We start from the raw sequence: 26,690 nt of genomic DNA, 5'->3' as shown, positions 1-26,690 counted from the left end.
TTATCAGCCGAAGATATAGCGGTTAACCAGATTTTCCAGCTGCTCTTGATGCCCGCTGTGGTGGCGAGGGTTCAGATTATGTTGGCCGGCATAGCGAGCCAACTCTTCCAATGACAATTTTCCTTTTAGGATCTGCTGCCCGAGCTCGGTATTCCAACCGGCATAACGTTTAGCAACTTGCTGATCTAATTGACCATCTTCAATCATTTTCGCGGCAATTTTCAGTGCCAATGCCATGGTATCCATTGCGCCGATATGGCCGTAGAACAAGTCATATTTATCTGTGCTTTGGCGGCGTACTTTGGCATCAAAATTCAGGCCTCCGGTCGTAAAACCACCCGCTTTAAGAATTTCGAACATGACCAGTGCATTCTCTTCGACACTGTTTGGGAACTGATCTGTATCCCAACCCAGCTGCGGGTCACCACGGTTTGCATCCACTGAGCCAAAAATGCCCAATGCAATGGCACTGGCAATCTCATGGTGGAAAGAGTGACCAGCCAAAGTGGCATGGTTGGCTTCAATGTTAACTTTAATCTCTTTTTCCAGCCCAAATTGCTTGAGGAAACCATAAACAGTTGCCACATCATAATCATACTGATGTTTGGTCGGTTCTTGTGGTTTTGGCTCGATTAACAAGGTGCCCTGGAAACCGGTTTTGTGCTTATGTTCGACCACCATTTGCATAAAGCGGCCAATTTGCTCACGTTCTTGTCGCAAGTCTGTATTTAACAGTGTTTCGTAACCCTCGCGTCCACCCCATAAAACATAGTTTTCGCCACCCAGTTTTTGGGTGGCATTCATGGCGGTAAAGACTTGGGTAGCAGCCCAGCTAAAGACTTCTGGGTCGGGGTTTGTCGCGGCCCCAGCGCCGTAGCGCGGGTGGGTGAAGCAGTTGGCTGTGCCCCAGAGTAATTTCACCCCGCTGCTCTCTTGCTTCTCAGCCAATACATCGGTCATTACTGCGAAGTTATTCAGATATTCTTTAAGAGATGCGCCCTCTGGCGATACATCCACATCATGGAAGCAGTAATAAGGCACATTCAGTTTATGAAAGAATTCAAAAGCAACATCGGCTTTGCGTTTTGCTAGAGCCAGCGCGTCTCCCGATTGTTGCCATGGGCGCTCAAAGGCATTGCTGCCAAACATATCCGCGCCACCCCAGCAGAATGTATGCCAGTAACAGGCGGCGAACCGTAAATGGTCGGCCATGCGCTTACCAAGGATAATTTCATCCGGATTGTAGTGATGAAATGCCAGTGGGTTAGTGCTCTGGCTGCCCTCGTAACGCACTTGTTCTAATTCATCAAAATAAGATTGCATGCAATACTCCTTGGAAGCTGACCCGCATTTTCGGGCTGGTGAGCTTTTATCTTCGGAGTTGTTCGCTATTCTCTCAATTACGTTATTTCACACTTAAATTCAGAGAATTATTAATTGTGGTGCAGATCTCATAAATACCCGATTAATAATAAATAATCTCGGATATTCATTACGCGGATAACATCTCTTACTGGAATTATGCATTTTGCAGGAAAGAAAACATGATCGTTATCATAAAATTAACATTAAACCAAAAAACATAATTGGCGGATGAAAATCTGTAATTGCTGATGTGCAAATAAGCGACAACAATCCCTATTGCAGTTGATGTTTACCGTTTCTCTTACCCTGCTTGCACAATAAGAAAGGTACCGAAAGATGAAATTTAAGAACATTTTACTCTCCGCATGTGCCGCGCTAGTCATGTTTAGTCAGCCCGGATTCAGTAAAGAAATTAAAATCGGTATGGCGATAGACGACCTCCGTCTTGAACGCTGGCAGAAAGACCGCGATATTTTTGTTAACAAAGCGGAGTCTCTCGGCGCTAAAGTATTTGTTCAATCGGCAAATGGCAATGAAGAAACTCAAATGTCGCAGATTGAAAATATGATTAACCGTGGTGTTGATGTGTTAGTTATTATTCCTTATAACGGGCAGGTGTTAAGTAATGTGATCGCCGAAGCAAAACGGGAGGGAATAAAAGTATTAGCTTATGACCGCATGATAAATAATGCTGATATTGATTTTTATATCTCTTTCGATAATGAAAAAGTCGGTGAGTTACAAGCTAAAAGTTTGGTTGAGCGAGTGCCACAGGGCAATTATTTCCTGATGGGCGGTTCGCCAGTCGACAACAATGCCAAACTGTTCCGTCAGGGGCAAATGACAGTGCTTAATCCATTGATAAAAGAAGGTAAAATAAAAATCGTCGGCGATCAGTGGGTTGATGCTTGGTTGCCGGAAAATGCATTGAAAATTATGGAAAATGCTTTAACAGCTAACAATAATAACATTGATGCTGTTGTGGCCTCTAATGATGCTACCGCAGGGGGCGCGATTCAGGCATTAGCTGCACAGGGCTTAGCGGGTAAAGTGGCTATTTCTGGGCAGGATGCTGATTTAGCGGCAATAAAACGTATTGTTGCTGGCACCCAAACCATGACGGTATATAAGCCAATCAGTAAATTAGCTAATGATGCTGCAGAAATTGCAGTAACATTAGGGAAAGGCGAAGAGCCAAAATCAAACAGTAAATTAAATAACGGTATAAAAGATGTCCCAGCTTATTTACTGACGCCAATTCAAGTAGATAAAAATAATATCGACAGCACAATTATTGCTGATGGTTTCCACAAGAAAGCTGATATTTATTAATTGCTTTTCGATGTTTAATATATCCTGAATTATTGAGGTTGTCGCTAACCATGCTGCAACCTCAAAAATAAAAGATATATGGAGGGAATTATGCCCTACCTGCTAGAAATGAAAAATATTACTAAGCAATTCGGCGTCGTGAAGGCGGTAGATAATATCAGCCTGACACTGGAAGCCGGGCAAGTATTATCATTGTGTGGTGAAAATGGCTCGGGTAAATCCACACTAATGAAAGTGTTATGTGGTATTTACCCCACAGGTTCTTATCAAGGGGAAATAATTTTCGCAGGTGAAGCGCTTCAGGCTAAAAATATCCGTGAAACGGAACAAAAAGGTATTGCGATAATTCATCAGGAATTAGCCTTGGTAAAGCAAATGTCGGTGCTGGAAAATATGTTTCTCGGTTCCGAGTGGGGGCGTTTTGGCATGATGGATTACGATGCCATGTATTTGCGCTGCCAACGGATGCTGGCACAGGTCAAACTGGACGTCGACCCTCATACCCCGGTGGGGGAGTTGGGGCTTGGGCAGCAGCAACTGGTTGAAATTGCAAAAGCACTGAATAAGCAAGTACGACTGCTGATATTGGATGAGCCGACAGCCTCTTTGACAGAGAGTGAAACCGCTATTTTGCTGGATATTATCCGTGACTTGCGTCACCACGGTATTGCCTGCATCTATATTTCGCACAAATTGAATGAAGTGAAAGCTATATCCGAGCATATCTGTGTGATTCGTGATGGCCGCCATATTGATACCCGCCCGGCAGCGACCATGACTGAAGATGACATCATCGCCATGATGGTAGGGCGCGAACTGAAAGAGCTTTATCCGCATGAAGCTCACCACATCGGTGAGGAAATTCTCCGCGTCGAAAATCTCAGTGCTTGGCACCCAGTCAATCGTCATATTCGCCGGGTGGATAAAGTTTCTTTCTCATTGAAACGCGGCGAGATTTTAGGTGTTGCGGGGCTGGTGGGATCTGGCCGAACTGAAACGGTGCAATGTTTGTTTGGCGTTTATCCGGGCCGTTGGCAGGGGGATATTTTTATTGATGGAAACGCGGTGACCATCAGTGATTGTCAGCAAGCCATGAAATTGGGCATTGCCATGGTGCCAGAAGATCGCAAAAAAGATGGCATCGTGCCGGTTATGGGGGTGGGAGCTAATATCACACTGGCTGCCTTAGATAACTTCACCGGCTCTTTCAGCATATTGGATGATGCGAAAGAGCAATCAACTATTGTGCAATCTTTGGCCCGATTAAAGGTGAAAACCTCCTCTTCGGAGTTGGCCATTGCGCGCCTGAGTGGTGGCAATCAGCAAAAAGCTATTCTGGCCAAATGTTTGCTACTGAACCCACGAATTTTGATTCTCGATGAACCGACGCGCGGTATTGATATTGGTGCAAAATATGAAATTTATAAACTTATCAATCAATTAGTCCAGCAGGGGATTGCGGTCATTGTGATTTCCTCTGAATTACCGGAGGTCTTGGGATTAAGTGATCGGGTGTTGGTCATGCATCAAGGATGCATCAAAGCTGATCTCATTAATCATAATCTGACGCAAGAAAAGGTCATGGAAGCCGCACTCAGGAGTGAAACCCATGTCGCACGCTAATCAAACTGAAGTTAATACGCCTAAAAATGGTGATAAAAATCCATTATTACGCCTTAAATCGGTCAATTTACAAGTTTTTGTCATGTTGGCGGCTATCGCCGTGATTATGTTATTTTTCACTTTCACCACCGAAGGGGCATATCTCAGCGCGCGGAATATCTCTAATTTACTGCGCCAAACGGCTATCACCGGCATTTTGGCTGTCGGGATGGTTTTTGTCATTATTTCGGCAGAAATTGATTTGTCGGTCGGCTCAATGATGGGGCTATTGGGCGGTGCGGCAGCTATTTTTGATGTGTGGCTCGGCTGGCCGCTCCCTCTGACCATTGTGGTGACACTGGGGTTGGGGCTGGTTTTGGGCGCGTGGAATGGTTGGTGGGTGGCTTATCGTAAAGTTCCCTCATTTATTGTGACGCTGGCTGGGATGCTGGCTTTCCGCGGCATTTTAATTGGTATCACCAACGGCACCACGGTATCACCGACCAGTAATGCTATGTCGCAGATTGGTCAAAGTTATCTGCCCAATGGACTTGGCTTTGGTATTGGTGCTATTGGGCTGATGCTGTTTGTTGCCTGGCAGTGGCGGCGGCGCAGTCACCGTATTCGCCTGGGCCTGCCTGTTGCCGCGCCGCAAGGTGATGTTACACGTCAAACAATTACCGCAGTTATCGTGCTTGGTGCCATATATTTACTGAATGATTATCGCGGGGTTCCTACCCCGGTATTGATTCTTACGGCCTTAATGTTGGCTGGGATATTTATGGCCACCCGCACCGCATTTGGCCGCCGGATCTATGCCATTGGCGGCAATATTGATGCCGCCCGCTTGTCTGGGGTGAATGTCGAGCGCACCAAATTGGCGGTGTTTGCTATCAATGGTTTGATGGTCGCGATGGCAGGCTTGATTCTCAGCTCACGTCTGGGGGCCGGCTCTCCCTCCGCGGGTAATATTGCAGAGCTGGATGCGATTGCCGCTTGTGTCATTGGCGGAACCAGCTTGGCCGGTGGGGTCGGGAGTGTCGCGGGTGCGGTAATGGGCGCATTTATCATGGCCTCTCTCGATAATGGGATGAGCATGCTGGATGTGCCGACTTTCTGGCAGTACATTGTCAAAGGCGCAATTTTGCTGCTGGCTGTGTGGATGGATTCCGCCACAAAACGCCGAGTATGATCCCATCTTTGCAGAGAGATCAATGCCATACTGCATTGGTCTCTTAGTCTGTTACGCCAATCCTCCACCTATTTCAGGAGCCATTCCCATGTTTGAGAAACGCTACCGGATAACCTTGCTATTTAATGCTAATAAAGTGTACGACCGGCAAGTGGTGGAAGGTGTTGGTGAGTACTTACAGGCATCGCAATGCGACTGGGATATTTTTATTGAAGAGGATTTTCGCTGCCGTATTGAAAATATCAGAGATTGGCTTGGCGATGGTGTTATTGCCGATTTTGATGATCGGCAGATAGAGCAATTGTTGGTGAATGTTGATGTTCCGATTATTGGTGTGGGCGGCTCTTATCATCAGCCAGAAGATTATCCGCCAGTTGATTATATTGCGACTGATAATGCAGCCTTGGTGGAGGCCGCTTTTATGCATTTGAAAGAAAAGGGGTTAAATCGCTTTGCTTTCTATGGATTGCCTGCCAGTAGTGACAAGCGCTGGGCACAAGAGCGGGAGTATGCTTTCCGGCAATTAGTGGCGGCGGAGCAATATCAAGGTGTGGTTTATCAGGGAATGGCTACCGCGCCAGCCAATTGGCAATATACCCAAAATCGGCTGGCAGACTGGGTACAGACTCTACCACACCAAACGGGCATTATTGCTGTGACTGATGCGCGAGCGCGGCATTTATTACAAGTGTGCGAGCATTTGGATATTGCGGTGCCGGAGAAGCTGAGTGTGATTGGTATTGATAATGAAGAGTTAACTCGCTATTTATCGCGAGTGGCGCTTTCGTCAGTCGTGCAAGGAACTCGGCAGATGGGGTATCGGGCCGCTAAGTTATTGCATCAACGGCTGAATCAGCGCCAGAAACAACAAGAAACTCCTCAACTACAGCGCATTCTAGTGCCGCCGGTCAAAGTGATGGCGCGGCGCTCAACAGATTTCCGCTCGCTGCGTGATCCGGCGGTCATTCAGGCGATGCATTATATCCGCCATCATGCCTGTAAGGGGATTAAAGTTGAGCAGGTGTTGGACGCGGTCGGGATGTCCCGCTCGAATCTGGAAAAGCGCTTTAAAGATGATATTGGGCAGACTATTCATGGGGTTATCCATGAAGAAAAACTCGATCGGGCGCGCAATTTATTGTCTGCAACTTCATTGCCCATCAATGAAATTTCACAAATGTGTGGTTACCCATCACTACAATATTTTTATTCGGTATTCAAAAAGGGTTATTCAATCACCCCAAAAGAGCACCGGGATAAATATGGTGAAGTCAGCTATTAGCCGTCTCAGGGCGACAAATAATAACTCTCTAACCCCATTCTGCGAGCAGATTTATTCGCCATGCTTATTGAATGAATAGCGCCATATAATAAACACGCTATAATCGCCCCCTTACCATCCATCTTCCCAATGGAAGATCATCGTCCCCGGTGGGGCGGCTGGACTTCAAATCCAGATGGGGCCGCCAGCGGCCCTTGGCAGGTTCGACTCCTGTGATCTTCCGCCAAAGCTCTTCCGTATTACTCCCCAAAAGTCCTAAAAACCCCAGTAAAACCAATGGATAGAGCGTTTTATTGTCCGTAGGTGTCCGAGCTTATCTCTCTAAATCCGTAACAATTGTGTATAGTAAAGGGTATAGAATTACCCTATACCTTTTTGAGCTATACACATGCCACTTTCCGATATCCAGATTCGCCGTGCTAAACCACAAGAAAAAGCCTATACCCTGAGTGACGGGCAAGGGCTATCACTCTTAATTGAACCTAACGGCAGTAAAGGGTGGCGCTTTCGCTATCGTTTCGCCGGTAAAGCCCGATTAATGTCATTAGGGACTTATGACTTGATATCCCTTGCTGAAGCTCGCTCTAAGCGAGATATAGCGCGTAAACAGGTTGCTGATGGAACAGATCCCGCAGAGGTGAAAAAGGCTGAGAAGTTAGCGCAGCGGCTTTCATCGGAAAACTCTTTTGAGGCCATTAGCCGCGAGTGGCATAAAGCTAAAGCGGATCGTTGGTCTTTGGGGTATAGGGAAGAAATCATGAGTACCTTTGAGGCGGATATATTCCCGTATATCGGTAAACGGCCAATTGCAGAAATAACACCGCTGGAATTACTTGATGTGCTTCAACGTATCGAAAAGCGCGGAGCCTTAGAAAAAACGCGCAAAGTACGTCAGCGCTGCGGCGAAGTATTTCGTTATGCCATTATTACCGGTCGGGCTGCATATAATCCTGCCCCTGACCTTGCCAGCGCATTAAGCACACCAAAGAAACAGCACTACCCGTTCCTGTCTGCCGAAGAGATGCCATATTTTATTCGTGACCTAGAGGGTTACACCGGCAGCATCATAACCAAGAACGCCGCGAAGATTCTGATGTTAACGGGTGTACGAACTAAGGAAATGCGTTTTGCTACTTGGCAGGAAATCGATCTTGAGAGCGGCTTGTGGGAGATTCCAGCAGAACGAATGAAGATGCGTCGCCCTCATATCGTGCCGTTGTCTACGCAGGTTATAGCCCTATTTAAACAGCTCTTACCTATCACCGGACATTATCCTTATATTTTCATTGGACGAAATGACCGTAAAAAGCCTATAAGTAAAGAAACAGTAAATCAGGTCATTGAATTACTGGGTTATAAAGGCCGTGCGACGGGTCACGGATTTAGACATACCATGTCAACGATTTTGCATGAGCAAGGCTATGATAGTGCATGGATAGAGCTACAATTGGCTCACGTTGATAAGAATAGTATTCGCGGTACTTATAATCATGCACAGTATCTTGAAAAGCGAAGAGAGATGTTGCAGTGGTATAGCAAACATCTTAATGGTTTTTTTAGTTTAATTGAAAGTAAGAGTTCCATTTAACATTACTTGATTATTTGGTACTATATTATTTTAAAGTTCTAGAGTATTTTTTATGAAAAAGACAGTGTTAATAACAGATTTGGATAATACCTTATTTGATTGGTTTAGTGTTTGGTATCATAGTTTTAATGCTATGCTGAATAAAACTGTGGAAATAAGTGGTTTTTCCAAAGATTTTCTTATTGAACAAATAAAACCTATTCATCAAAAACATGGTACTGCTGAGTATTCTTTCTTATTAGAGGAAATCCCTGCGTTGCGAGAAAAATATGGGGATAGAGATACTATAAATAGTACATTTAATGAGGCTATTCATGCATATCGAAGTGAAAGAAAGAAATATCTAAAGTTATACCCATCAGTGATGGAAACTTTGGTTGAATTAAAAGGTAAAGGAGTTATGGTAATTGGATATACTGAGTCAAAGGAATACTATTCAAACTTTAGAATTCATAGGCTTGGTCTTGATGGTGTAATTGATGTTTTATTCTCACCACAAGATCATGAGATACCTGAGAGTGTTGAAAAACAAACTAACTATCAATTAAGCCATACAATTAACAAGCATACTCCTGTGGGAGAGATAAAACCAAATCCAGAAATACTTTTAGATATTATCAAAACGATTAAAGCTGATGTTAATGAATGTGTTTATATCGGTGATAGTGAGATGAAAGATATTGCGATGGCGCAGACTTCTAGTGTTACTGATGTTTTTGCGAAGTATGGGACAGGGCATTTTTCTGATAATATAGAAGGTTACGAATTATTAAGAGCTGTCACACATTGGACCGAGGCTGATGTGGAGAGAGAGCGAGCTATCAAAGAACATTGTTCTGTTATTAAACCATCATATATAGCAGAAAAATTTTCTGATCTTATTGGATTTTTTGAGTTTACAAAGTTCAAGGGGTAATAATATGTTGGCTGGTGATGAAAAGAGTGACAACGAAAAAAATTTAGAGATGGAAAGAATGAAGATAACAGTGGATATATGGAAGACTGTTATTGATACGCAGAAGCATTTTAATGATTTGGAAATGAAAGTTAGAAATTTTGGAATCTTAGTGCTATCTGCTTTTATTGGCGCTATTGGCGTAAGTTTTAATTCTGGATACTTTTTTAGTATATATGGCATTAACGCTCCCGTTGCATTTATTTTATCGTTTGGCGCAACCATTATATGGTTTTTGATATACTTTGTTGATGTTTATTGGTATCACCCTTTGCTTCTTGGTGCAGTAAAACATGGTGCTTCTATAGAAAAGGGTCTTATAGATATAATGCCAGAAATTGGCTTAACAACTAGAATAGGAAAGGAAAGTCCTACCCAAATATTTTGGAAAAAAGATGTTCATAGTACAACAAAAGCGAAGTTATTTTATTTTGGTGTTCTTATTGTATTGATAATATCAACGACTTTACTTTTTTTTGCAGATAAACCCGGTAAAAAAGAAACTAGTGATATAAGTTTAGATTGTAATAGGCACGAAAGTTACGATGGATATAAATGCACTATCAGCAATATCCATTCACTTCATATTGGTGATAAATAATATTATATACGGTTGTGTTCGAATATGTATATTGATGATGGGTATGTTAATCGCCCCGCGCGCAATGGTCCCCCGCCTACGCGCTCTGACTTTATCATGCACTTTTCATGCATGACATAGAGAGCCTACAAGCCCTTGTAGCGCGGTGTTTCAGCTGTTTTGATGCTGGGGTGTTGCATGCAAATTCATGCACTATATGCATGCAGTGCTCATTTTGGCAGGCTAGCCAGAGAAAAAGCCCTTAAACGGCAAGGGCGAAGTGGTGAGAGTCGGAGAAAAGTCCCCGCCTTGAAAGGTTACAGGCGGGGTGAGATTATTAATGAATTCGTGCGTTAGAACCGTAGCGATTTAATATTTTTCGTTCTGGTAGAATAACATCAGGTATTATTTCTGGCTCTTTAACCGGTGGGCGGGTAATTATTTTATCCACACTCTCAATCGATTTAAAGGTACAAGAACATTCTATATTCTGGCACTGATAATAGGCTTCTTTTGTCTGCTCAGATAAATAGCGGCTGGCACGCGTATGAGACGCATGTTTACACACAGGACAACGCATCATAATTATTGTTCCCCGGCTGGGTTTAGTTTTTCCCGTTTTACCTTTATTGCTTCAAATAACCGCGCACATTTTATCGGACTATTGCTCAGAGCAGAGTCAACATAACCCGGTTGTGGTTGTTGTAGTGTGAGTTCGGCTAATATCGATTCTTTCTCCATATCAAACGAATAAAGCCCCGCTAATGAAAGAAGAGTCGCTGTCAGTGTACCCAGTGCCTTCGCCGGTGATGAGTCAGTGTAGAGTTCGTTCGCAGTTACCATGATTTTCGCTGCCCGGATGAGTTCGGGTGACAGAGTTTTCATCGCAGCAGACATTTCCAGCCTCGCATATTCCATCAACGCTACTTTATGTGTGTCTTTATAGGGTTTTGCAGAAGCACATAATTGCAGTGACGTGTAATCTTTATCCAACTCCAGCTCTTCAATCAGATGTCCGAATTCTTGTGCCAGCTCCCGCTGTGAAATCCGGCGGATATGTTCGGTTTGCAGCTCATCCGTCATTTCACCGCGCAGACTGCGAAACAATTTGCGCCAACTGCCGTCAGCCTGTTGGCTCTGGTTTTCGGCGTCGCGCTGCTTTTGCTGGCTGCGGGCAATGGACGCAATAATTTCTTCGTAGGTTTCTTCATTCTTCAGGTGTTGCGCTTTCGCCGCTTTAAAATTTTCAAGGGCGGGTGTTACTGGGTGTGGGGTTGTTTGGCTCATCTAGTTATAACTCCGTCTCAGTCAAGGTGGAGTCATTTTGCAAGCTCTCACACAACGCCTCAATCAATGCCCGTTGTGCCATTTCTCATACAACACACTCTCAAATCAAACTAAAAGGGCCATAAAAATAATAGTTTTATAAAAACTGTTCACTACTCTTCACTTTATGGAAAAAGTATTAATAATCAATAAATAAAAGGGTGAACAGTTCACTTGAAACTATTCACCAAGTGTTCACTACTGTTCACTCGGTCAAAAAAGAGCTTTTTCTCTGGCTAGCTAAAAAACCATTCAGACAGAATGATAATTAGCCAATTTTTTATACCGTTTTGGAATTAAAAAATATTATATATTTCAATTAACCCTATTAAATGTGGGTAAAAAACAAACGAAATACTAAGAGAGGCAAAGAAAGGCAAAGAAAGGCTAAAAGAGGCAAATGTGACAAATTTCAGGGATGAGCATGGGTTGGTGAGTTTGCTGAATCACACAACAATAGCTTGTTGCATCAGGTAAAAATATTCTCACAATAGGGGGCTACCCAACTGAATCCCAGCAAACCCGGCGGTATATGGCCGGACAACAACAAGGTAGCTTTACATGCTTGCAATGACACAACAGGCTTTATCCAATACGCCACCCCCAATGGCAACACACTACCCGCGTGACCGCTTTATGCGTCTGCCGGAAGTGATTAACACCACCGCGTTATCCCGCTCGACTATCTATGAACTGATTAGCCGCGACCACTTCCCCGCACAGATTTCCCTCGGCGGTAAGAACGTCGCATGGCTGGCCTCTGAGATTGAGGGCTGGATGGCAGAGCGTATTGCTAACCGTCAGGGGGTATCAGCATGATCACCCTAAAAATCGGTGAGCAATTCTTCACTCTGAACGAGGGCGACGTGCAATACATCGCTGAGGCGTTCCAGATTGCGCAGCAACAACCTGGCCTTGCTTTACCCAAGTACCGCAGCCAGCTAAACGGCGTGGTGCAAGTGATGTCGGGCAATGCGACGAGTACGCCAGCACAGGCCAATTTCTACTCCCGTGCTCCTGCTCAGCCCAAGCCTGATATTCAGACTGACTGTTAAACCGATGACATTCATCCCGCAAAAAGGGCTTTTCTCTGGCTTGCATTTTTTGCAAGCCTTGCGTTATAGTCGCCGTGCTGTCGCAAAATCGGCAGCCGGGCGTGGAAACCCGTGTAACTCAATGGCGACACAACACGCGCCTGGCGTGTTTTTTTATGTCGTGGCCTTAGCCTACCAGTTTTTTGCGCAGTGGTTTCTACACCGCTGTCGCTATCAAGCAATGGTGGCTCAGGCGGGGCAGCCTTCGGGCTGGCCGGTATTCATTGAGGCCGGTATTTCCACCCCCGTCTGGGCTACCACCCATAAGCGTGGAAACTTCGGTGGTAGCAATAACCATGACTCAATGGAGGCTGCCACTATGGCTACATCCCTCACCCCGTTACACCCGCAATTTATCTATCTGTTTGCTGCTGTTCGTCGTACTGAATTAACGGCACGTCCCTGCATGTTGCGTACCATCGCCAGCAGTGAGAAGAATGCCCGCCTGCGTTTAACCCGTGACTACATCCTGTCGTTTGCTGGCCGCCTGCCACTGGGGGAGGTCGCATGAATACCCTTGCCGCCCGTTATGACTGTGATACGCAGTACAGCATCCCTCACGCCGATTTCTTACGCCTACAGCATGCACACAATGTCGGTGTGACGTTCCTCGATATGCTGGAAACGCAAAGCAGCCTGTTGCACGGCATTACCCCACCGTCGCCTGAATCGTTCGCCTCAATGGTGGCGCTACTGACTGACCAGCTCGGACAAGTAATGAACACCTGCGAATCACAAATCTTATCCCGCATGGAGGCACCTATCGTATGAATACCCTGAATCAATCCTGTCTGCCCGTTGAAGTCCGTACCGCTGTTTATCGCCGTGCGTTAGCCCATGCCTATCTGGATACCTGCGTGTCTCACGGGGTGAGCCTTGGTTACTCGTTGGATGAATTGCAAATGGCGATTGCGATGGATATTGAGGGCTACTTCGTGCGCCAGCACGGGCCAGAGGCCGGTATGGATATGGCCTGTACCATGCTCAGTGACATGGTACAGCCGGATATTTTGCTGGCTCCGCCGCGCCTGACAGTATTGGGGCAAAAAATGATGGATGAGCTGTGCCAAGCGCAGATAACCACAACCAATCAAACCACCCTGCACTGAGGAGAAACAGAGAATGACACTATTAAACGTTTCAAAAACCTCACGTGCAGCCACCGGCCAGTGGCCTGTATTGCTCCCGGCTCTCGGTATTCATATCACCGCTGGAGGCCGGGCGCAGCCCTGCCCAATGTGTGGCGGTAAAGACCGTTTCCGCTTTGATAACCTGCAAGGGCGTGGCACATGGTTTTGTAACCAATGCGGAGGCGGCGATGGCCTGAATCTGGTTGAAAAGGCGCTGGCGGTCACGACCAAGGAAGCCGCCTGCAAAGTGGCCGAGGTGTTAGGCGAACCATCGAACCCGCCATTACCGGCACACAATGCCGGACAGGAAGTGCAGGAGAAAGCGCAAGCACGGCAGCGGGCCGCAGAACAGGCCAGACAGTTGCTGACTGTCGCCCAACCACAGGCCGGGAATGCCTATCTGACCGCCAAAGGTTGGCCAGAGCTGGAGACGCTGACATTACACGATAAACCGTTGTGTGTTGGGGGTATTACCTATCAACCCGGCGACCTGTTATTCCCCCTGACCGACAGTGCCGGTGAAGTGGTTAATGTTCAGTTGATTAACGCCAACGGTGACAAGCGCACACTGGCCGGGGGGCAGGTGAAAGCCGCCTGTCATTTTTTTGCCGGACAGGATAACGCCGTTATCTGGCTGACCGAGGGCTATGCTACCGGGCTAACGGTACATCATCTGACCGGGGAAACGGTGTGTGTCGCGCTCAGTGCTAACAATCTGCCCGCACTGGCGCAACAGTTGCGTACCCACTACCCGGATGCATTGCTATTGTTGGCCGCCGATAATGACGAGAACGGCACCGGCCAGAGCCGCGCAACAGAGGCCGCCCAATTGAGCGGCGGTAAGCTGGCGTTGCCGTCGGTTGTCAGTGACTGGAACGACGTTTATCAGCAGCAAGGCAAACTGGCTACTCTGACCCAGTTACAAGCATTCAATCAGCCGCAACAGCCCAGCCCGTTTGATACGCTCAGTGACGCCGACCTGAAAGCCATGAGCGCCAGTGAAAAGGCTGAACTATTAGCAGAGCACTATCAGCACTTATTGGCCGTGCCACAGGTGGGTGAAGACCTGTGTCGCTATGAAAACGGGGCGTGGCAGGTGCTGCCGTATCGGGTACTCAGCCGGGAAATTGCCGCTCTGTTCCATAAAATCCGCGCCCCGTTCTCAGCATCCGGGATAAACAGCGTACTCGATACACTTAAGCTGATGGTGCCACAAATGGGAACACCCGCCCGGCACTTGATAGGTTTTCGTAACGGGGTATTTGATACCACTACCGGCCAGTTCAGCGCACACCAGAAAACGCACTGGTTGCGTACCGTGAACAGTGTGGACTACACCCCGCCCAAAGCTGGAGAAAATCTGTCCGACCATGCCCCGCACTTTTGGCGCTGGTTAACGCGGGCCGCCGGGCAACAACACGAGAAACAGGAGCGTATTCTCGCGGCGCTTTATATGGTGTTGGCGAACCGCTATGACTGGCAACTGTTCCTTGAGGTGACCGGGCCGGGTGGCAGTGGTAAAAGCGTGATGGCCTCCATCGCCAGCTTGCTGGCCGGTAAAGACAATACTACCTCGGCCACCATCGATACGCTGGAATCGTCGCGGGAACGTGCCTCCGTAGTGGGGTTCTCTCTGATTATCCTGCCAGACCAAGAGCGCTGGAGCGGTGATGGGGCGGGCATTAAAGCCATCACTGGCGGTGATGCTGTCGCCATTGACCCGAAATACCGTGATGCCTATTCCACCCATATCCCGGCGGTGATTCTGGCCGTCAATAACAACCCGATGCAGTTCAGTGACCGCAGCGGCGGCGTATCTCGTCGCCGGGTTATTCTGCCGTTCCCGGAAGTCATCCCGGCTAACGAGCGTGACCCGCTATTACTGGCGAAAATTACCGGTGAGCTGGCGGTGATCGTGCGCCACCTGATGCTGCGTTTTACCGCCCCCAATGATGCCCGTGCGCTACTCGAAGCGCAGCAGAACTCGGATGAAGCGCTGGAGATTAAACGCGGTGCTGACCCGTTGGTTGATTTTTGTGGTTATCTGCTGGCGGTTAATACCCCCAATGGCCTGTATATGGGGAATGCCAATATTATCCCAGCTAATCCGCGTAAATACCTGTATCACGCTTATCTGTCATTTATGGAGGCGCGCGGCCACCAACGGCCAATGAGCCTGACCGCATTCGGGCGCGCTGTGCCACAAACCTTGAGCGAATATGAAATAGCCTTGTTGAAGCGTAAGACGAACCAAGGGATGCAAACCAATCTGATATTAAGTGAAGACTGCGAGGCCGACTGGTTGCCTAAATGTGAAGCATATTGAATAAACAGCATCACGATCGTTTCTACCGATCAATATGGCGTTATTGATCTGCCTAACCCATTGGACGCTATCAGTTACGACACTTATAGTTGCGTTGTACAAACCTCATACATCCAACACCGGGGAGCAATGTATCAGTGTGTACTCGGGCCAGCTTGCAGGCCTTTCTTTTATCCCCAATTCTGTCCCACAACTCTTGGCAGCTCAAAAATAATCACACCGGCCTAGGCCGGTGTTTTTGTATTCAATGGCCGACTGTTCACAGCAAGTGACCAGTTTGGATAAACTCGTCACTAACTCATCACTACCTAATCCATTGTATTTAAATGATTAAATTAAAAAGTGAACAGTGTGAACAGTTTTTCTATAAATCTTTTTTTCTTGGCTGATTTGAATATATGCCTATTGAGTTCTCACCCTAATAGTTGTTCAAAATATCACCGTATTAATTATTGTGTATAGGAAAGTGTATAGAGTCATACTTCAACTTTAAGATTTTACTTATATATCAATGTGTAATAATGTTTTAAGTATTCCTGTGATCCGCCAAAACTTGTCTGCTATGTTCTCTCACAAAAAATAAATTACTTTATAATCAAATGAATACCTAGGTTATAGTTTGTCCGAATCTACCGCGGGCTACTGGTTTCCACCATATACTGGGGGGATATCTCAGATGCGTGATTCTAAAATTTTACTTATATATCAATTAATTAATTGTATTTCTGTTTGAAACACTCCATTTATTAGCAGTTTAAGGCCAGAGGTCGAATCGTGGAAAGGTCATGATTATCTTCTTTCACATATGATTATTCGAATGTATTGTTGATTTTATCTGTATGCGGAGTATCCCGCAGGCAACTCAAACTGGAGAAATGATGATTATCTCGTCCTTACAACTTTTTAAAAACTTATCGGACGAAACTCGCCTAGGTATCGTGTTGTTGCTCAGAGAGATGGGCGAGCTCTGTGTTTGTGAGCTCTGTATGGCGCTTAATGAGTCACAGCCCAAGATTTCGCGTCACTTAGCTATGCTGCGGGAGAGCGGTCTCTTGTTAGACCGAAAACAAGGGAAATGGGTTCATTACCGCCTGTCGCCACATATTCCTGCATGGGCAGCACAGGTTATAGAGCAGGCATGGCTGAGCCAGCAAGATGAAGTTAAGGCTGTGGCTGGCAAACTTGTCTTGGCCAACAGTTCCGGCAGCAGTAAAGCTGTTTGTCGGTAAAAAAATTTTATCCAAACATATGCGTTAAAACAAATATGAAATGTCAATGTGAGAGCTTGTGGTGCATATGTACCTGTCATGTGTTGTAGCTCTGGGAGCGGTAATACCGAGATTGACCAAAATTGGGTGGATTTTCCTCCTGACGTAGTTTGTTAAAGCAGTGAGGTATAACAGTGGAGAGATTCAGTCTGCCACTGCAACTCATGGTTTAGAGAGGTTTTATGTTACTGGCAGGCACAATATTTATCCTGACAATTTATTGGTTATTTGGCAGCCGAAAGGTTTGGGAATTGGCTGGAGCGCAATATTAGGGGCTGCGCTGGCGTTAGTCTCCGGTATAGTTCATGTTACTGATATTCCTATTGTGTGGAACATTATCTGGAATGCCACCGCAACCTTTATTGTAGTGATTATTATCAGCTTATTACTGGATGAATCGGGATTTTTCGAATGGGCTGCATTGCAAGTTTACCGCTGGGGTAATGGGCGCGGCCGTTGGCGCACTTATTCTATTTGCTGTCGCGAGGAAAGGGCATGCAATTAATACCGGAAAAGTGCTACTTGGTGCACTCTGGCAAATTGTCATTTTCTCATTAGGGATGTATTTGGTGGTCTATGACCTGCACAATGCCGGGTTAACTGAATATCTTTCTGATGTGTTAAGTTTGTTTGCAGATGAAGGCCTGTGGGTCGCGACGATGGGCACGGGTTTCCTAACGGCATTTCTTTCTTCCATTATGAACAATGTGCCCACAGTTCTGATTGGATCTTTATCTATTGATGGCAGTAGCGCTACGTCTCTCTTTCAATCTGTAACGAGACAATAATATGAATAACATTACTATTTATCACAACCCGGCCTGCGGAACTTCGCGTAATACGCTGGAGATGATTCGCAACAGTGTAGAAGAGCCGAGCATTATTTTATATCTTGAAACACCTCCTGTGCTCGATATTTTGCCTAACATACAACAAGGTGCATTCACCAAAGAGAATGGCGAAAAGGTCGTGGATGAGTCAGGTCAAAGAGTTAAATAAAATGAGGGGGGTTAAATGCCTATTTCAAACGATTATTGGTTTTCTTATGCCTGTTTATTGGACTGTTAGCATGGTGATATGCGAATGCTATTGATGACATGAGTCTTTGATTATGGGTCGTTTTATTTTAATCTAAATCAATAAATTGCTATAAAAATTCAATAATACTGATAATAAAGACATGTGCTTAAAAACAGTATTGACATCTCATGCAGAACACGTACATTAGAATTTAACACCGGTGCAATGAGTAACGAGTTTTTTATTTAGCCGGTGTCCATGTAGCAAGTTTTAAATAATGCGATAAAGGTCACGAAATATTTTTTTATGTGAGATTCGTCATGAGTTTTTTTATATTTAACTCATACGATGATGCTTTAAAGTCACGCAGTAAATCTTTACAGTCGCATTTTTTGGACGATACGCGATGAGTTAAGGCTTTGTTATTATTAGTAATGTTCGCGATTTGTGTACATCAGTATGAGATCGAGAATATCGCGACGAAAGTAAAGCCACGTAACAAAGAGTATATATCGCGAGGGTGATGTACTCATTTAGTCAATCTTATCAATAGAATGGCTAAATGTAATAAACTGGGAATGTTACCATTTAGTTAATATATTGGAGGGCAGAGTTAGTTCTAACCGAAAATATTCCTGTAAAACAAGTACATCTTTATAAATAGTACGAAGATAAGTATCACGTTATTAAGTTGATTAATGTTTAATTTTAAATGTGTAGTACCTTAAAAGCCCTGACTAGTGTAGTTGGGGCTTTTATCATTTTGGGTCGCTGCTATCCCGAAGATTTTGTCATTGATGATCCAGTCCGCGGGTTGTTGCATATAAGTGCAGCCACCAGACAAGAATAAATTCCGCCGGTGGCATTAGCCCACTAAAAATAATGACTACAATGAACGGGCTGTCATGGTTTTCGTTTGGTTGATGCTTCGTGAATGCAATTTCGTCCAGAATAATCCGTACATCCCAATGATAACAAAGCATGCTAGTGGCATAACAAATCCTAAGGCCATTGAATAGGCATCCGCAATACTGCCCATTAGCATTGGCATAACAGCCCCGCCCACAATTGACATAACAATATAGGAAGAGGCTTTTTTGGTTTGTTCGCCCAAGCCGAAAATACCCAGAGCAAAGATAGTTGGGAACATAATCGACATGAAATAGAAGCTAAGCACCAGTGAAGTCACTGCCAACCAGCCTTCTGCAAACATAATGATCAGCATCAAGCCACAGTCGATGGCAGCAAAGATCCACAGTAGTTTGTGCGCCGAAATTTTACTCAATAATAATCCCCCAGTGAATCGGCCAAGCATAAATAACCCGAAGCCACCGAAAGCTAATAACTGTGAGGCACCACGTTCGGTAAATTTCCAGCCCTCAGGGGATTGCCAGCTCCAGCTATTCGGTAAGAATGCAGCAACTGTCTGGCTAAATAAAGGGGAGTGGTCGACAACATAGTTGATAAAGAAGCTAAATACGCCCGTTTGCCCTGCGACATATAAGAACTGGGCAACAATGGCTAATACAAAATGGGGGCGTTGCCATAAAGAAGGGCTGTTCTGGGTATATCCTTCCTGAGGAATATCTGATTCGGGTGTGATGTCAGGAATTTTCGTGAAGAAAAAGACCAAGGCCAGTATCGCAACAGCCAAACCAATACCCATATACGGAATAAATAAAGCGTCATTACTGGTGTTCACATCGCCGGTCGCTGACAAGATAAAATGCCCACCGATGAGTGGGCCAAATATCAAGCCAATACCAGTACAGGATTGTGATAAATTCAGGCGTGCAGCACCTTGTTCTGGGGAGCCCATTACGGTAGCAAAAGGGTTCGCAATGGTCTCAATACAGGTTAGCCCGGTAGCCAGAATAAATAACCCAACCAGAAAGGCCCAATATTCCCCGATGCTGGCAGCAGAGATAAACCAGAATGCTCCCAATGCGATTAATGCCAGACCAATAAAAATTCCGCCTTTATATCCATAGCGCCGAGCTAATATTCCTGCCGGGATCGCCATGACGAAATAGCCAATGTAGTTAGCAAATTGTACTAATGCCGATTCAGCCTTAGACACTTGTAACGTATTTTGAAAATGTTTATTAAGAATATCAATTAACCCGGTACTAAAGCCTAAGACTAAAAAGAGACAGGTAAGTAAGAAGAATGTGAACCCGTGGTTTTTACCATCAGGTGTGGTGAACATATTTTTTATGCTCATAATATTACCCCATAATTTTTGTTTTCAGGTAAAAGTATCCCTACCCATGGAGGGGCATATCTTTTACCTGTGTGAGGGTGAATAATTACATCAGTTTATTAACTTCATCTGCCGTTGGCGGATTTGCACCTTTATTACGGCAATTTAGTGCCGCCGCAATACTGCCAGTTTTTAATGCTCGAGCTAGCATATTGTTATCCAGTTTTGCCAATGTTTTATCTTTAATACCATCGACTAATACTGACAACAATCCAGCGGTGAATGTATCTCCAGCACCAATGGTATCAGCAACTGATACTGACATAACTGGCTGATATTTATTACATTCTAGAGTGTAAGTCCACGCGCCATCACTGCCACTGGTGATAGCCACCATCAAAATACCTTTAGCAAACATCCGATCGACAAAATGTTCAACAGCTTCATCCGGAGCTAACCACTGGAGGTCAGATAGACTGAGTCGTAGCAATTGTATTCGCCCCGTAATGCGATTAAATCGGTCAAGATAAACTTGGCGATCAGGAATTAAACTTGGGCGAATGTTAGGATCAAAAGAAATAAAGCCATCCAGCTGGGTTAAATAATTTTCCCATGTTGTACCGCAGGGTTCTTGCATTAAAGAAATTGAGCCGAAGTGATGTAATGTTGCTTCAATCGGCGCGGGTAGATCCTCTGATTGAATAATTACATCGGCTGCCTGACGAGAATAGAATGCATATTCAGGTTCAGTCTCAGGGTGGGTTAATACAAAGGCTAAAGTCGAAGGTGCCGGGTTCCGACTAATAGAGGTAGTTCCCACGTGATTCAACTCAAGATGCTGCAATAACATATTACCGAACATATCGGTGCTCAATTGCGTGCAGTAATCGACTTGAGTGCCTAAACGGCCAAGTGCTACCGCCACATTATACGGTGAGCCACCAGGGTGAGGAATAAAAGCCTGCCCATCATAAGTAAAATCGATCAAGCTCTCGCCGTAGCAAATAATCCGCTTCATATTCACTCCTGATATTCAGGTTGGCTTATAGGATAAGGGCCAATATTGACCACTTTGATATCTGGGCCAGAGTCTTTACCAGATAGCAGCATGTAGGTTGCGGGCTTTTCCAGTGCAAAAGGAGCGAAATGCCAAGTATCACGATAAAGAATTAATCCGAATGACCCATCCATATGCACCGCGACAAGTTTTTGTGGATCAAGCTCTCCCGGCGCACCAAGAACCATCACACTGTTACCCTTTAAAGGAATAAAGGCTTCTTCCATCAAATGATGCTGCTCTATCTGTTCCATTAATAATGGGAGTGGATAACAAATGAGATAGCTGGCGACAGGATGCTCATTGAAATCATTGGCATCGCATATATTGTGATAACAATCAATATCGCCTCTGGCGAGAGTTGGCGGTGTTGTGGGTTGGCCTACTAATCGAGCGAAAGGCGCAAGATTTTCCGCCGTTGGCTCAATAAGTGGGATGGTATGTAAAACAGTCATAATTTATCCTCTAGTTATTCTCTGGTGTTGTTTAAAAAAATCAAAAGAGTCAGCTTTAGTTAGGGCGGGCTGTTGATGCGCGTACAATCAGTTGTGGGTCAAAACGTTCTGAGAGGGCTGCACCACTGATGTTGCCTCGTAAACGTTCTATTAATAGTTCTGCGGCATGTTTCCCCATGTCATACACCGGCTGGCGAATAGTGGTGAGTGGGCACGGGAAGAAACTGGCCCAATCTGGATCGTCAAAGGCAACCACGGAGACTTCGTCAGGCATTTTGATGTTGCGCTGATAAATGGCATGCACCACACCTGCGGCAATATCGTTGTTTGCTGCAATAATTGCCGTTGGACGTTGCGCGATGGGTTTGGACATCAGCAAGTGTGTCTGCTCACAGGCATCGGCAAACAGTGATGTTGTTGCCGGGATTTCAATGACATCCGTATAGGTCTCTTCAGGGCAAACCTGACGAAAACCCGCCAGACGCTCAGCAAAGGTAATGGTTTGGCTACTGCCCCCGATATAGGCGATGCGTGAGTGTTTTAGCTCCAGCAGATGGCGCGCAGCCATTTCCACGCCAAGGATATTATTCAATAACACCGTATCGCTGCCGACATGGCCTGAAATTCGGTCTATTTCGACGATGGGAATATTGGTAAAACGCTGCAAATTATCGCGTGTGTTATGTGTTGGAGTGATGATCAGCCCTTGTAACATATGGCTGCGCAATTGTGTCATCAGTTGCTCTTCGCGCAATGAATCCTCGTCAGTGCTGCCAACAATTAGGGTATAACCGGCTTTATAGGCGACATCTTGCACTGCTTTGACAATCGTGGCGTGGAAGGTATTGAGAATATCAGACACAACTAAACCAATAACTTGTGATCCTCCTTGCCGGAGATTGCGTGCAAAGATATTGGCTTCATAACCCAATTCGTCGATGGCTTTCATCACTCGCTCGCGGGTCGCTGCAGCGACTTTCTCGGGTCGGGTCAGTGTGCGAGATACGGTGGAGGCAGAAAGACCGGTTTTCTTTGCGATATCAATTATATTGGCCATGCGTTACCTTAATGACAACGTTTGCATAAATGATTAAAAAAATAATCACATATAAAACAAAATAATAAGAATAAATAGCAATGTTGCCACATGAAAAAATGACAACGTTTGCATCTAATAATGCTCAAATAATAATTCAGGCGAACAAATAATAATCAGGAGTTGATCACATTTATATAACGAATATGGATGTTAGGTAGGGATAGCGTGGCGGTGCAAATATGAATAGGTGTAATGCAAATGGTTTTTAATCGCCAAACAGCACTATCCTCGCTAACCCGCTTATTTATCAGGCGAGATATCGCGCATTTTGAATGTCACAATGTAAAATCTGTGTGAAATATATGTGACTCCGTGCGCAAAAATAGACCAATTTTATGCTGGCTTCATCGTTAAAATCACGTCGAAAATCCTCTCACCTCACCTTAATATAGAATGGTAATTATTATAAATAATTAATTTTAAACATTATTATAATTATTCTTTTTTAAATACATGGTGATTTATTGCCACTTTTTTGGTGCTTGATTGTACTTGTCTATACGAGTATATGTTAATAAATACTCAAGCTAAGTAATGTCGTTGACACCTGAAAAACTGGTTGAAGGAAATTGCCGTGACTGCCAAAAATAGATTCCGTGATAATGAGATTCGAGCTTCGCGTGGAACAAAACTTACCGCCAAAAGTTGGATGACCGAAGCCCCGCTGCGCATGCTGATGAACAACCTCGATCCTGAAGTTGCTGAGAATCCAAAAGAATTAGTGGTTTACGGTGGGATTGGTCGTGCGGCCCGTAATTGGGAATGCTATGACAAAATTGTGGAAAGCCTCACTCATCTGAATGATGACGAGACCTTGCTGGTTCAATCAGGGAAACCGGTTGGTGTCTTTAAAACGCACAGTAACGCACCTAGGGTGTTGATTGCTAATTCTAATTTAGTTCCTCATTGGGCCAATTGGGAGCATTTTAACGAACTGGACGCCAAAGGGCTGGCCATGTACGGCCAAATGACGGCGGGCAGTTGGATATACATTGGTAGCCAAGGCATTGTCCAGGGTACCTATGAGACCTTCGTTGAAGCGGGCCGACAGCACTTTGGCGGTAGTTTGAAAGGGCGTTGGGTGCTGACTGCGGGATTAGGTGGCATGGGGGGGGCACAACCGCTAGCGGCCACTCTCGCTGGCGCTTGTTCGCTGAATATTGAGTGTCAGCAAAGCCGTATCGATTTCCGCCTCAAAACCCGCTATGTCGATGAGCAGGCGACTGATTTAGATGACGCGCTGGCGCGTATCAAGAAATACACCTCCGCCGGACAAGCCGTTTCTATTGCTTTATGTGGTAATGCCGCTGAGATTTTACCGGAACTAGTACGCCGTGGGGTACGCCCAGACATGGTGACCGACCAAACCAGTGCTCATGACCCACTGAATGGCTATTTGCCCAAAGGCTGGGGTTGGGAAGAGTATCGCCAACGGGCGCAAACTGAGCCCACGCTAGTGGTCAATGCCGCTAAAACGTCGATGGCAGAACATGTTGAGGCGATGCTGGCTTTCCATAATATGGGTATCCCGACCTTTGATTACGGCAACAATATTCGTCAGATGGCACAAGACATGGGTGTCACCCATGCATTTGATTTTCCTGGATTTGTTCCAGCCTATATTCGCCCACTATTCTGCCGTGGCATTGGGCCATTCCGCTGGGCTGCGCTTTCCGGTGATGCAGAAGATATCTATAAAACGGATGCAAAGGTCAAAGAACTCATCCCTGATGATGAGCATTTACATCACTGGTTAGATATGGCGCGTGAGCGCATCAACTTCCAAGGGTTGCCGGCTCGCATTTGTTGGGTTGGCTTGGGGCAGCGCGCTAAATTAGGCTTAGCTTTTAATGAGATGGTAAGAACTGGTGAGTTGTCAGCCCCCATTGTGATTGGCCGTGACCATCTGGATTCTGGCTCAGTCGCCAGCCCTAACCGTGAAACCGAAGCTATGCAGGATGGTTCTGATGCTGTTTCTGATTGGCCGCTGCTCAATGCATTGCTGAATACAGCCAGTGGCGCGACGTGGGTATCTTTGCACCATGGTGGTGGTGTGGGGATGGGGTTCTCGCAACATTCAGGCATGGTGGTGGTATGTGATGGCAGCGATGACGCCGCCGAACGTATTGCTCGAGTATTACATAATGACCCAGCAACTGGCGTGATGCGTCATGCGGATGCGGGTTATGACATCGCGATTAATTGTGCACAAGAGCAGGGGCTAAACCTGCCAATGATTGCCGCAACTCAAGGGAAAAAAGCATGAAAATAACAATGACACTACGCCCAGGCCAGATGACTCTGGCTGATTTGCGACATATTTATCAGCATCCCGTTCAGATATCCTTGGATGAAAGTGCCTATGCCGCCATACAGCAAAGTGTGGATTGCGTGCAGGCCATATTGGCAGAGAAACGCACTGCTTATGGTATCAATACCGGATTTGGCTTATTGGCATCGACGCGCATTGCCACGGAAGATTTGGAAAACCTACAGCGCTCGATAGTCCTTTCCCATGCTGCGGGTGTTGGTGAGCCGAATGACGATGCGATTGTACGGCTGATAATGGTGTTGAAAATTAACAGTTTAGCTCGTGGTTTCTCGGGTATTCGACTGGCCGTTATTCAGGCGCTAATAGCATTAGTTAACGCGCAAGTTTACCCACATATTCCACTCAAAGGGTCAGTGGGGGCTTCTGGCGACTTGGCTCCGTTGGCACATATGAGTTTGCTGTTGCTCGGTGAGGGTAAAGCCCGTTATCGGGGTGAATGGCTGGATGCACGTGTGGCACTGGCAAAAGCAGGTTTAGAGCCTCTTACGCTGGCGGCGAAAGAGGGGCTGGCACTCCTTAATGGCACTCAGGTTTCCACCGCTTATGCTTTGCGCGGTTTGTTCGAAGCTGAAGATCTTTACGCCGCCGCTTCTGTCTTTGGCAGCCTGACGGTTGAAGCTGCGTTAGGCTCTCGTAGCCCATTTGATGCTCGTATCCATGCCGTTAGAGGCCAGCGTGGGCAAATTGATGCCGCTAATGCATATCGCCACTTACTCGGTGAGCGCAGCGAAGTTTCTGAATCTCATCGTAATTGTGACAAAGTCCAAGACCCCTATTCTTTGCGTTGTCAGCCACAGGTCATGGGGGCTTGTCTGACCCAAATGCGTCAGGCCGCTGAAGTATTGGCGATTGAATCGAACGCGGTGTCAGATAACCCATTGGTCTTTGCTGAGCAGGGTGACGTGTTGTCTGGTGGTAATTTCCATGCAGAGCCGGTGGCTATGGCGGCAGATAATCTGGCGCTGACATTAGCGGAGATGGGCTCATTATCAGAACGCCGTATTTCGCTATTAATGGATAAACATATGTCGCAGTTACCGCCATTCTTAGTAGAAAACGGCGGTGTAAACTCTGGCTTTATGATTGCACAGGTCACCGCCGCAGCATTAACCAGCGAAAATAAAGGGTTGGCATTCCCCTCCAGTGTTGACAGCATTCCAACCTCGGCGAATCAGGAAGACCATGTTTCGATGGCACCCCGCGCAGGTAAGCGCTTGTGGGAAATGGCGGAAAACGTACGCGACATTCTGGCCATCGAGTGGCTGGCAGCATGTCAGGGGCTGGATTTGCGAAAAGGACTTAAGACATCTGATACGCTGGAGCCCGCACGCCAGTTGTTGCGTAAGCATGTGGCCTACTACGAAAAAGATCGTTTCTTTGCCCCCGATATTGAAGCTGCAAGCAAGCTGATTGCTCAACGTCATTTGAATGAACTGATGCCCGCGCATCTACTACCAAGTCTTTAATAACTCATAATAATTAGT

General features: G+C 45.8%; 24 protein-coding genes, 1 tRNA gene and 1 pseudogene. 19 read left to right on the top strand and 7 right to left on the bottom strand.

Translation table 11 applies throughout. The features are described from left to right. Positions 1–3 precede the first annotated feature (3 nt). A complete protein-coding gene (gene xylA / locus D5F51_RS21675; protein WP_025376469.1) occupies positions 4–1,323 on the bottom strand; it encodes a xylose isomerase in 1,320 nt (439 codons plus the stop codon). Between the two features lie 378 nt (positions 1,324–1,701). Here xylA and xylF point away from each other — a divergent pair, with 378 nt between their 5' ends. The 8 genes from xylF (at position 1,702) to D5F51_RS21635 (ending at position 9,917) form a co-directional block, all read left to right on the top strand. Continuing rightward, the gene (gene xylF, locus D5F51_RS21670; RefSeq protein WP_025376470.1) at positions 1,702–2,697 is read left to right on the top strand and encodes a D-xylose ABC transporter substrate-binding protein; all 996 of its coding nucleotides are present in this window, start codon (positions 1,702–1,704) and stop codon (positions 2,695–2,697) included. Positions 2,698–2,787: 90 nt separating this feature from the next. Beyond that, positions 2,788–4,320, top strand: coding sequence for a xylose ABC transporter ATP-binding protein (locus tag D5F51_RS21665; RefSeq protein ID WP_129199009.1), 1,533 nt, complete (start codon positions 2,788–2,790; stop codon positions 4,318–4,320). Beyond that, positions 4,307–5,491, top strand: a complete 1,185-nt coding sequence (xylH, locus tag D5F51_RS21660) for a xylose ABC transporter permease XylH (RefSeq protein WP_025376472.1) — start codon at positions 4,307–4,309, stop codon at positions 5,489–5,491. Before D5F51_RS21665 ends, xylH begins: the two co-directional genes overlap by 14 nt. Before the next feature lie 88 nt (positions 5,492–5,579). Continuing rightward, the gene (gene xylR, locus D5F51_RS21655; protein ID WP_025376473.1) at positions 5,580–6,773 is read left to right on the top strand and encodes a D-xylose utilization transcriptional activator XylR; all 1,194 of its coding nucleotides are present in this window, start codon (positions 5,580–5,582) and stop codon (positions 6,771–6,773) included. Positions 6,774–6,904: 131 nt separating this feature from the next. After that, positions 6,905–6,999 (top strand) — tRNA-Sec (locus D5F51_RS21650). A 162-nt stretch (positions 7,000–7,161) separates the two neighbouring features. After that, the gene (locus D5F51_RS21645; RefSeq protein WP_129199007.1) at positions 7,162–8,361 is read left to right on the top strand and encodes a tyrosine-type recombinase/integrase; all 1,200 of its coding nucleotides are present in this window, start codon (positions 7,162–7,164) and stop codon (positions 8,359–8,361) included. Positions 8,362–8,413: 52 nt separating this feature from the next. Further along, positions 8,414–9,277 (top strand): HAD family hydrolase, encoded by an 864-nt coding sequence (locus tag D5F51_RS21640; RefSeq protein WP_129199005.1) that lies wholly within the window; start codon positions 8,414–8,416, stop codon positions 9,275–9,277. 4 nt (positions 9,278–9,281) lie between these two features. After that, a complete protein-coding gene (locus D5F51_RS21635) occupies positions 9,282–9,917 on the top strand; it encodes a hypothetical protein (RefSeq protein WP_129199003.1) in 636 nt (211 codons plus the stop codon). 316 nt (positions 9,918–10,233) lie between these two features. Here the strand turns inward: D5F51_RS21635 and D5F51_RS21630 are convergent, their stop codons facing one another. Both D5F51_RS21630 and D5F51_RS21625 read right to left on the bottom strand, forming a co-directional pair. Beyond that, positions 10,234–10,479: an ogr/Delta-like zinc finger family protein gene (locus D5F51_RS21630; RefSeq protein ID WP_057630488.1), complete on the bottom strand. Its 246-nt coding sequence runs from the start codon at positions 10,477–10,479 to the stop codon at positions 10,234–10,236. Positions 10,480–10,481: 2 nt separating this feature from the next. Further along, on the bottom strand, positions 10,482–11,183 hold the full coding sequence (locus D5F51_RS21625; RefSeq protein WP_129199001.1) for an aldehyde dehydrogenase: 702 nt from the start codon (positions 11,181–11,183) through the stop codon (positions 10,482–10,484). 600 nt (positions 11,184–11,783) lie between these two features. Here D5F51_RS21625 and D5F51_RS21620 point away from each other — a divergent pair. From D5F51_RS21620 to D5F51_RS21580, 9 genes and pseudogenes are all read left to right on the top strand, one after another. Continuing rightward, complete coding sequence (locus tag D5F51_RS21620) at positions 11,784–12,041, top strand: helix-turn-helix transcriptional regulator (protein ID WP_025381895.1); 258 nt, start codon at positions 11,784–11,786, stop codon at positions 12,039–12,041. Next, entirely contained in the window at positions 12,038–12,277 is a 240-nt protein-coding gene (locus tag D5F51_RS21615) for a hypothetical protein (RefSeq protein ID WP_227728635.1), read from the top strand. The genes D5F51_RS21620 and D5F51_RS21615 overlap by 4 nt, the downstream gene beginning before the upstream one ends. A gap of 4 nt (positions 12,278–12,281) precedes the next feature. Then, positions 12,282–12,827, top strand: coding sequence for a host cell division inhibitor Icd-like protein (locus tag D5F51_RS21610; protein ID WP_049610013.1), 546 nt, complete (start codon positions 12,282–12,284; stop codon positions 12,825–12,827). Further along, positions 12,824–13,087, top strand: coding sequence for a hypothetical protein (locus D5F51_RS21605; protein ID WP_032910557.1), 264 nt, complete (start codon positions 12,824–12,826; stop codon positions 13,085–13,087). The genes D5F51_RS21610 and D5F51_RS21605 overlap by 4 nt, the downstream gene beginning before the upstream one ends. Further along, positions 13,084–13,425 (top strand): DUF5375 family protein, encoded by a 342-nt coding sequence (locus tag D5F51_RS21600; RefSeq protein WP_049610015.1) that lies wholly within the window; start codon positions 13,084–13,086, stop codon positions 13,423–13,425. Before D5F51_RS21605 ends, D5F51_RS21600 begins: the two co-directional genes overlap by 4 nt. Positions 13,426–13,438: 13 nt before the next feature. Next, positions 13,439–15,772 carry a primase-helicase zinc-binding domain-containing protein gene (locus D5F51_RS21595; RefSeq protein ID WP_129198999.1) on the top strand — a complete coding sequence of 778 codons (2,334 nt, stop codon included), beginning with the start codon at positions 13,439–13,441 and terminating at the stop codon, positions 15,770–15,772. Positions 15,773–16,650: 878 nt separating this feature from the next. Then, positions 16,651–17,001: a transcriptional regulator gene (locus D5F51_RS21590; RefSeq protein WP_129199544.1), complete on the top strand. Its 351-nt coding sequence runs from the start codon at positions 16,651–16,653 to the stop codon at positions 16,999–17,001. 221 nt (positions 17,002–17,222) lie between these two features. Further along, positions 17,223–17,810 (top strand): annotated as a pseudogene (locus D5F51_RS21585) (ArsB/NhaD family transporter); the annotation flags it as partial. 19 nt (positions 17,811–17,829) lie between these two features. After that, complete coding sequence (locus tag D5F51_RS21580) at positions 17,830–18,039, top strand: thioredoxin domain-containing protein (protein WP_129198997.1); 210 nt, start codon at positions 17,830–17,832, stop codon at positions 18,037–18,039. Positions 18,040–18,946: 907 nt separating this feature from the next. Here D5F51_RS21580 and fucP read toward each other — a convergent pair. The 4 genes from fucP to D5F51_RS21560 form a co-directional block, all read right to left on the bottom strand. Next, the gene (fucP, locus tag D5F51_RS21575) at positions 18,947–20,284 is read right to left on the bottom strand and encodes an L-fucose:H+ symporter permease (RefSeq protein ID WP_129198995.1); all 1,338 of its coding nucleotides are present in this window, start codon (positions 20,282–20,284) and stop codon (positions 18,947–18,949) included. Positions 20,285–20,369: 85 nt separating this feature from the next. Then, positions 20,370–21,281 carry a carbohydrate kinase family protein gene (locus D5F51_RS21570; RefSeq protein ID WP_129198993.1) on the bottom strand — a complete coding sequence of 304 codons (912 nt, stop codon included), beginning with the start codon at positions 21,279–21,281 and terminating at the stop codon, positions 20,370–20,372. A 2-nt stretch (positions 21,282–21,283) separates the two neighbouring features. Then, positions 21,284–21,775, bottom strand: coding sequence for an ureidoglycolate lyase (locus D5F51_RS21565; RefSeq protein WP_129198991.1), 492 nt, complete (start codon positions 21,773–21,775; stop codon positions 21,284–21,286). A 55-nt stretch (positions 21,776–21,830) separates the two neighbouring features. Then, positions 21,831–22,832, bottom strand: coding sequence for a LacI family DNA-binding transcriptional regulator (locus D5F51_RS21560; RefSeq protein ID WP_129198989.1), 1,002 nt, complete (start codon positions 22,830–22,832; stop codon positions 21,831–21,833). 616 nt (positions 22,833–23,448) lie between these two features. Between D5F51_RS21560 and hutU the strand changes: the two genes are divergently transcribed. After that, positions 23,449–25,140 carry a urocanate hydratase gene (gene hutU / locus D5F51_RS21555; protein WP_025376504.1) on the top strand — a complete coding sequence of 564 codons (1,692 nt, stop codon included), beginning with the start codon at positions 23,449–23,451 and terminating at the stop codon, positions 25,138–25,140. Next, entirely contained in the window at positions 25,137–26,672 is a 1,536-nt protein-coding gene (gene hutH / locus D5F51_RS21550; protein ID WP_129198987.1) for a histidine ammonia-lyase, read from the top strand. The genes hutU and hutH overlap by 4 nt, the downstream gene beginning before the upstream one ends. The last annotated feature ends 18 nt before the right edge of the window (positions 26,673–26,690 follow it).

This window comes from Yersinia hibernica, from assembly GCF_004124235.1.
GTDB classification, from domain to species: domain Bacteria; phylum Pseudomonadota; class Gammaproteobacteria; order Enterobacterales; family Enterobacteriaceae; genus Yersinia; species Yersinia hibernica.
Note: the sequence above shows the minus strand (reverse complement) of the source record. Positions and strands in the feature narration are given on the sequence as shown.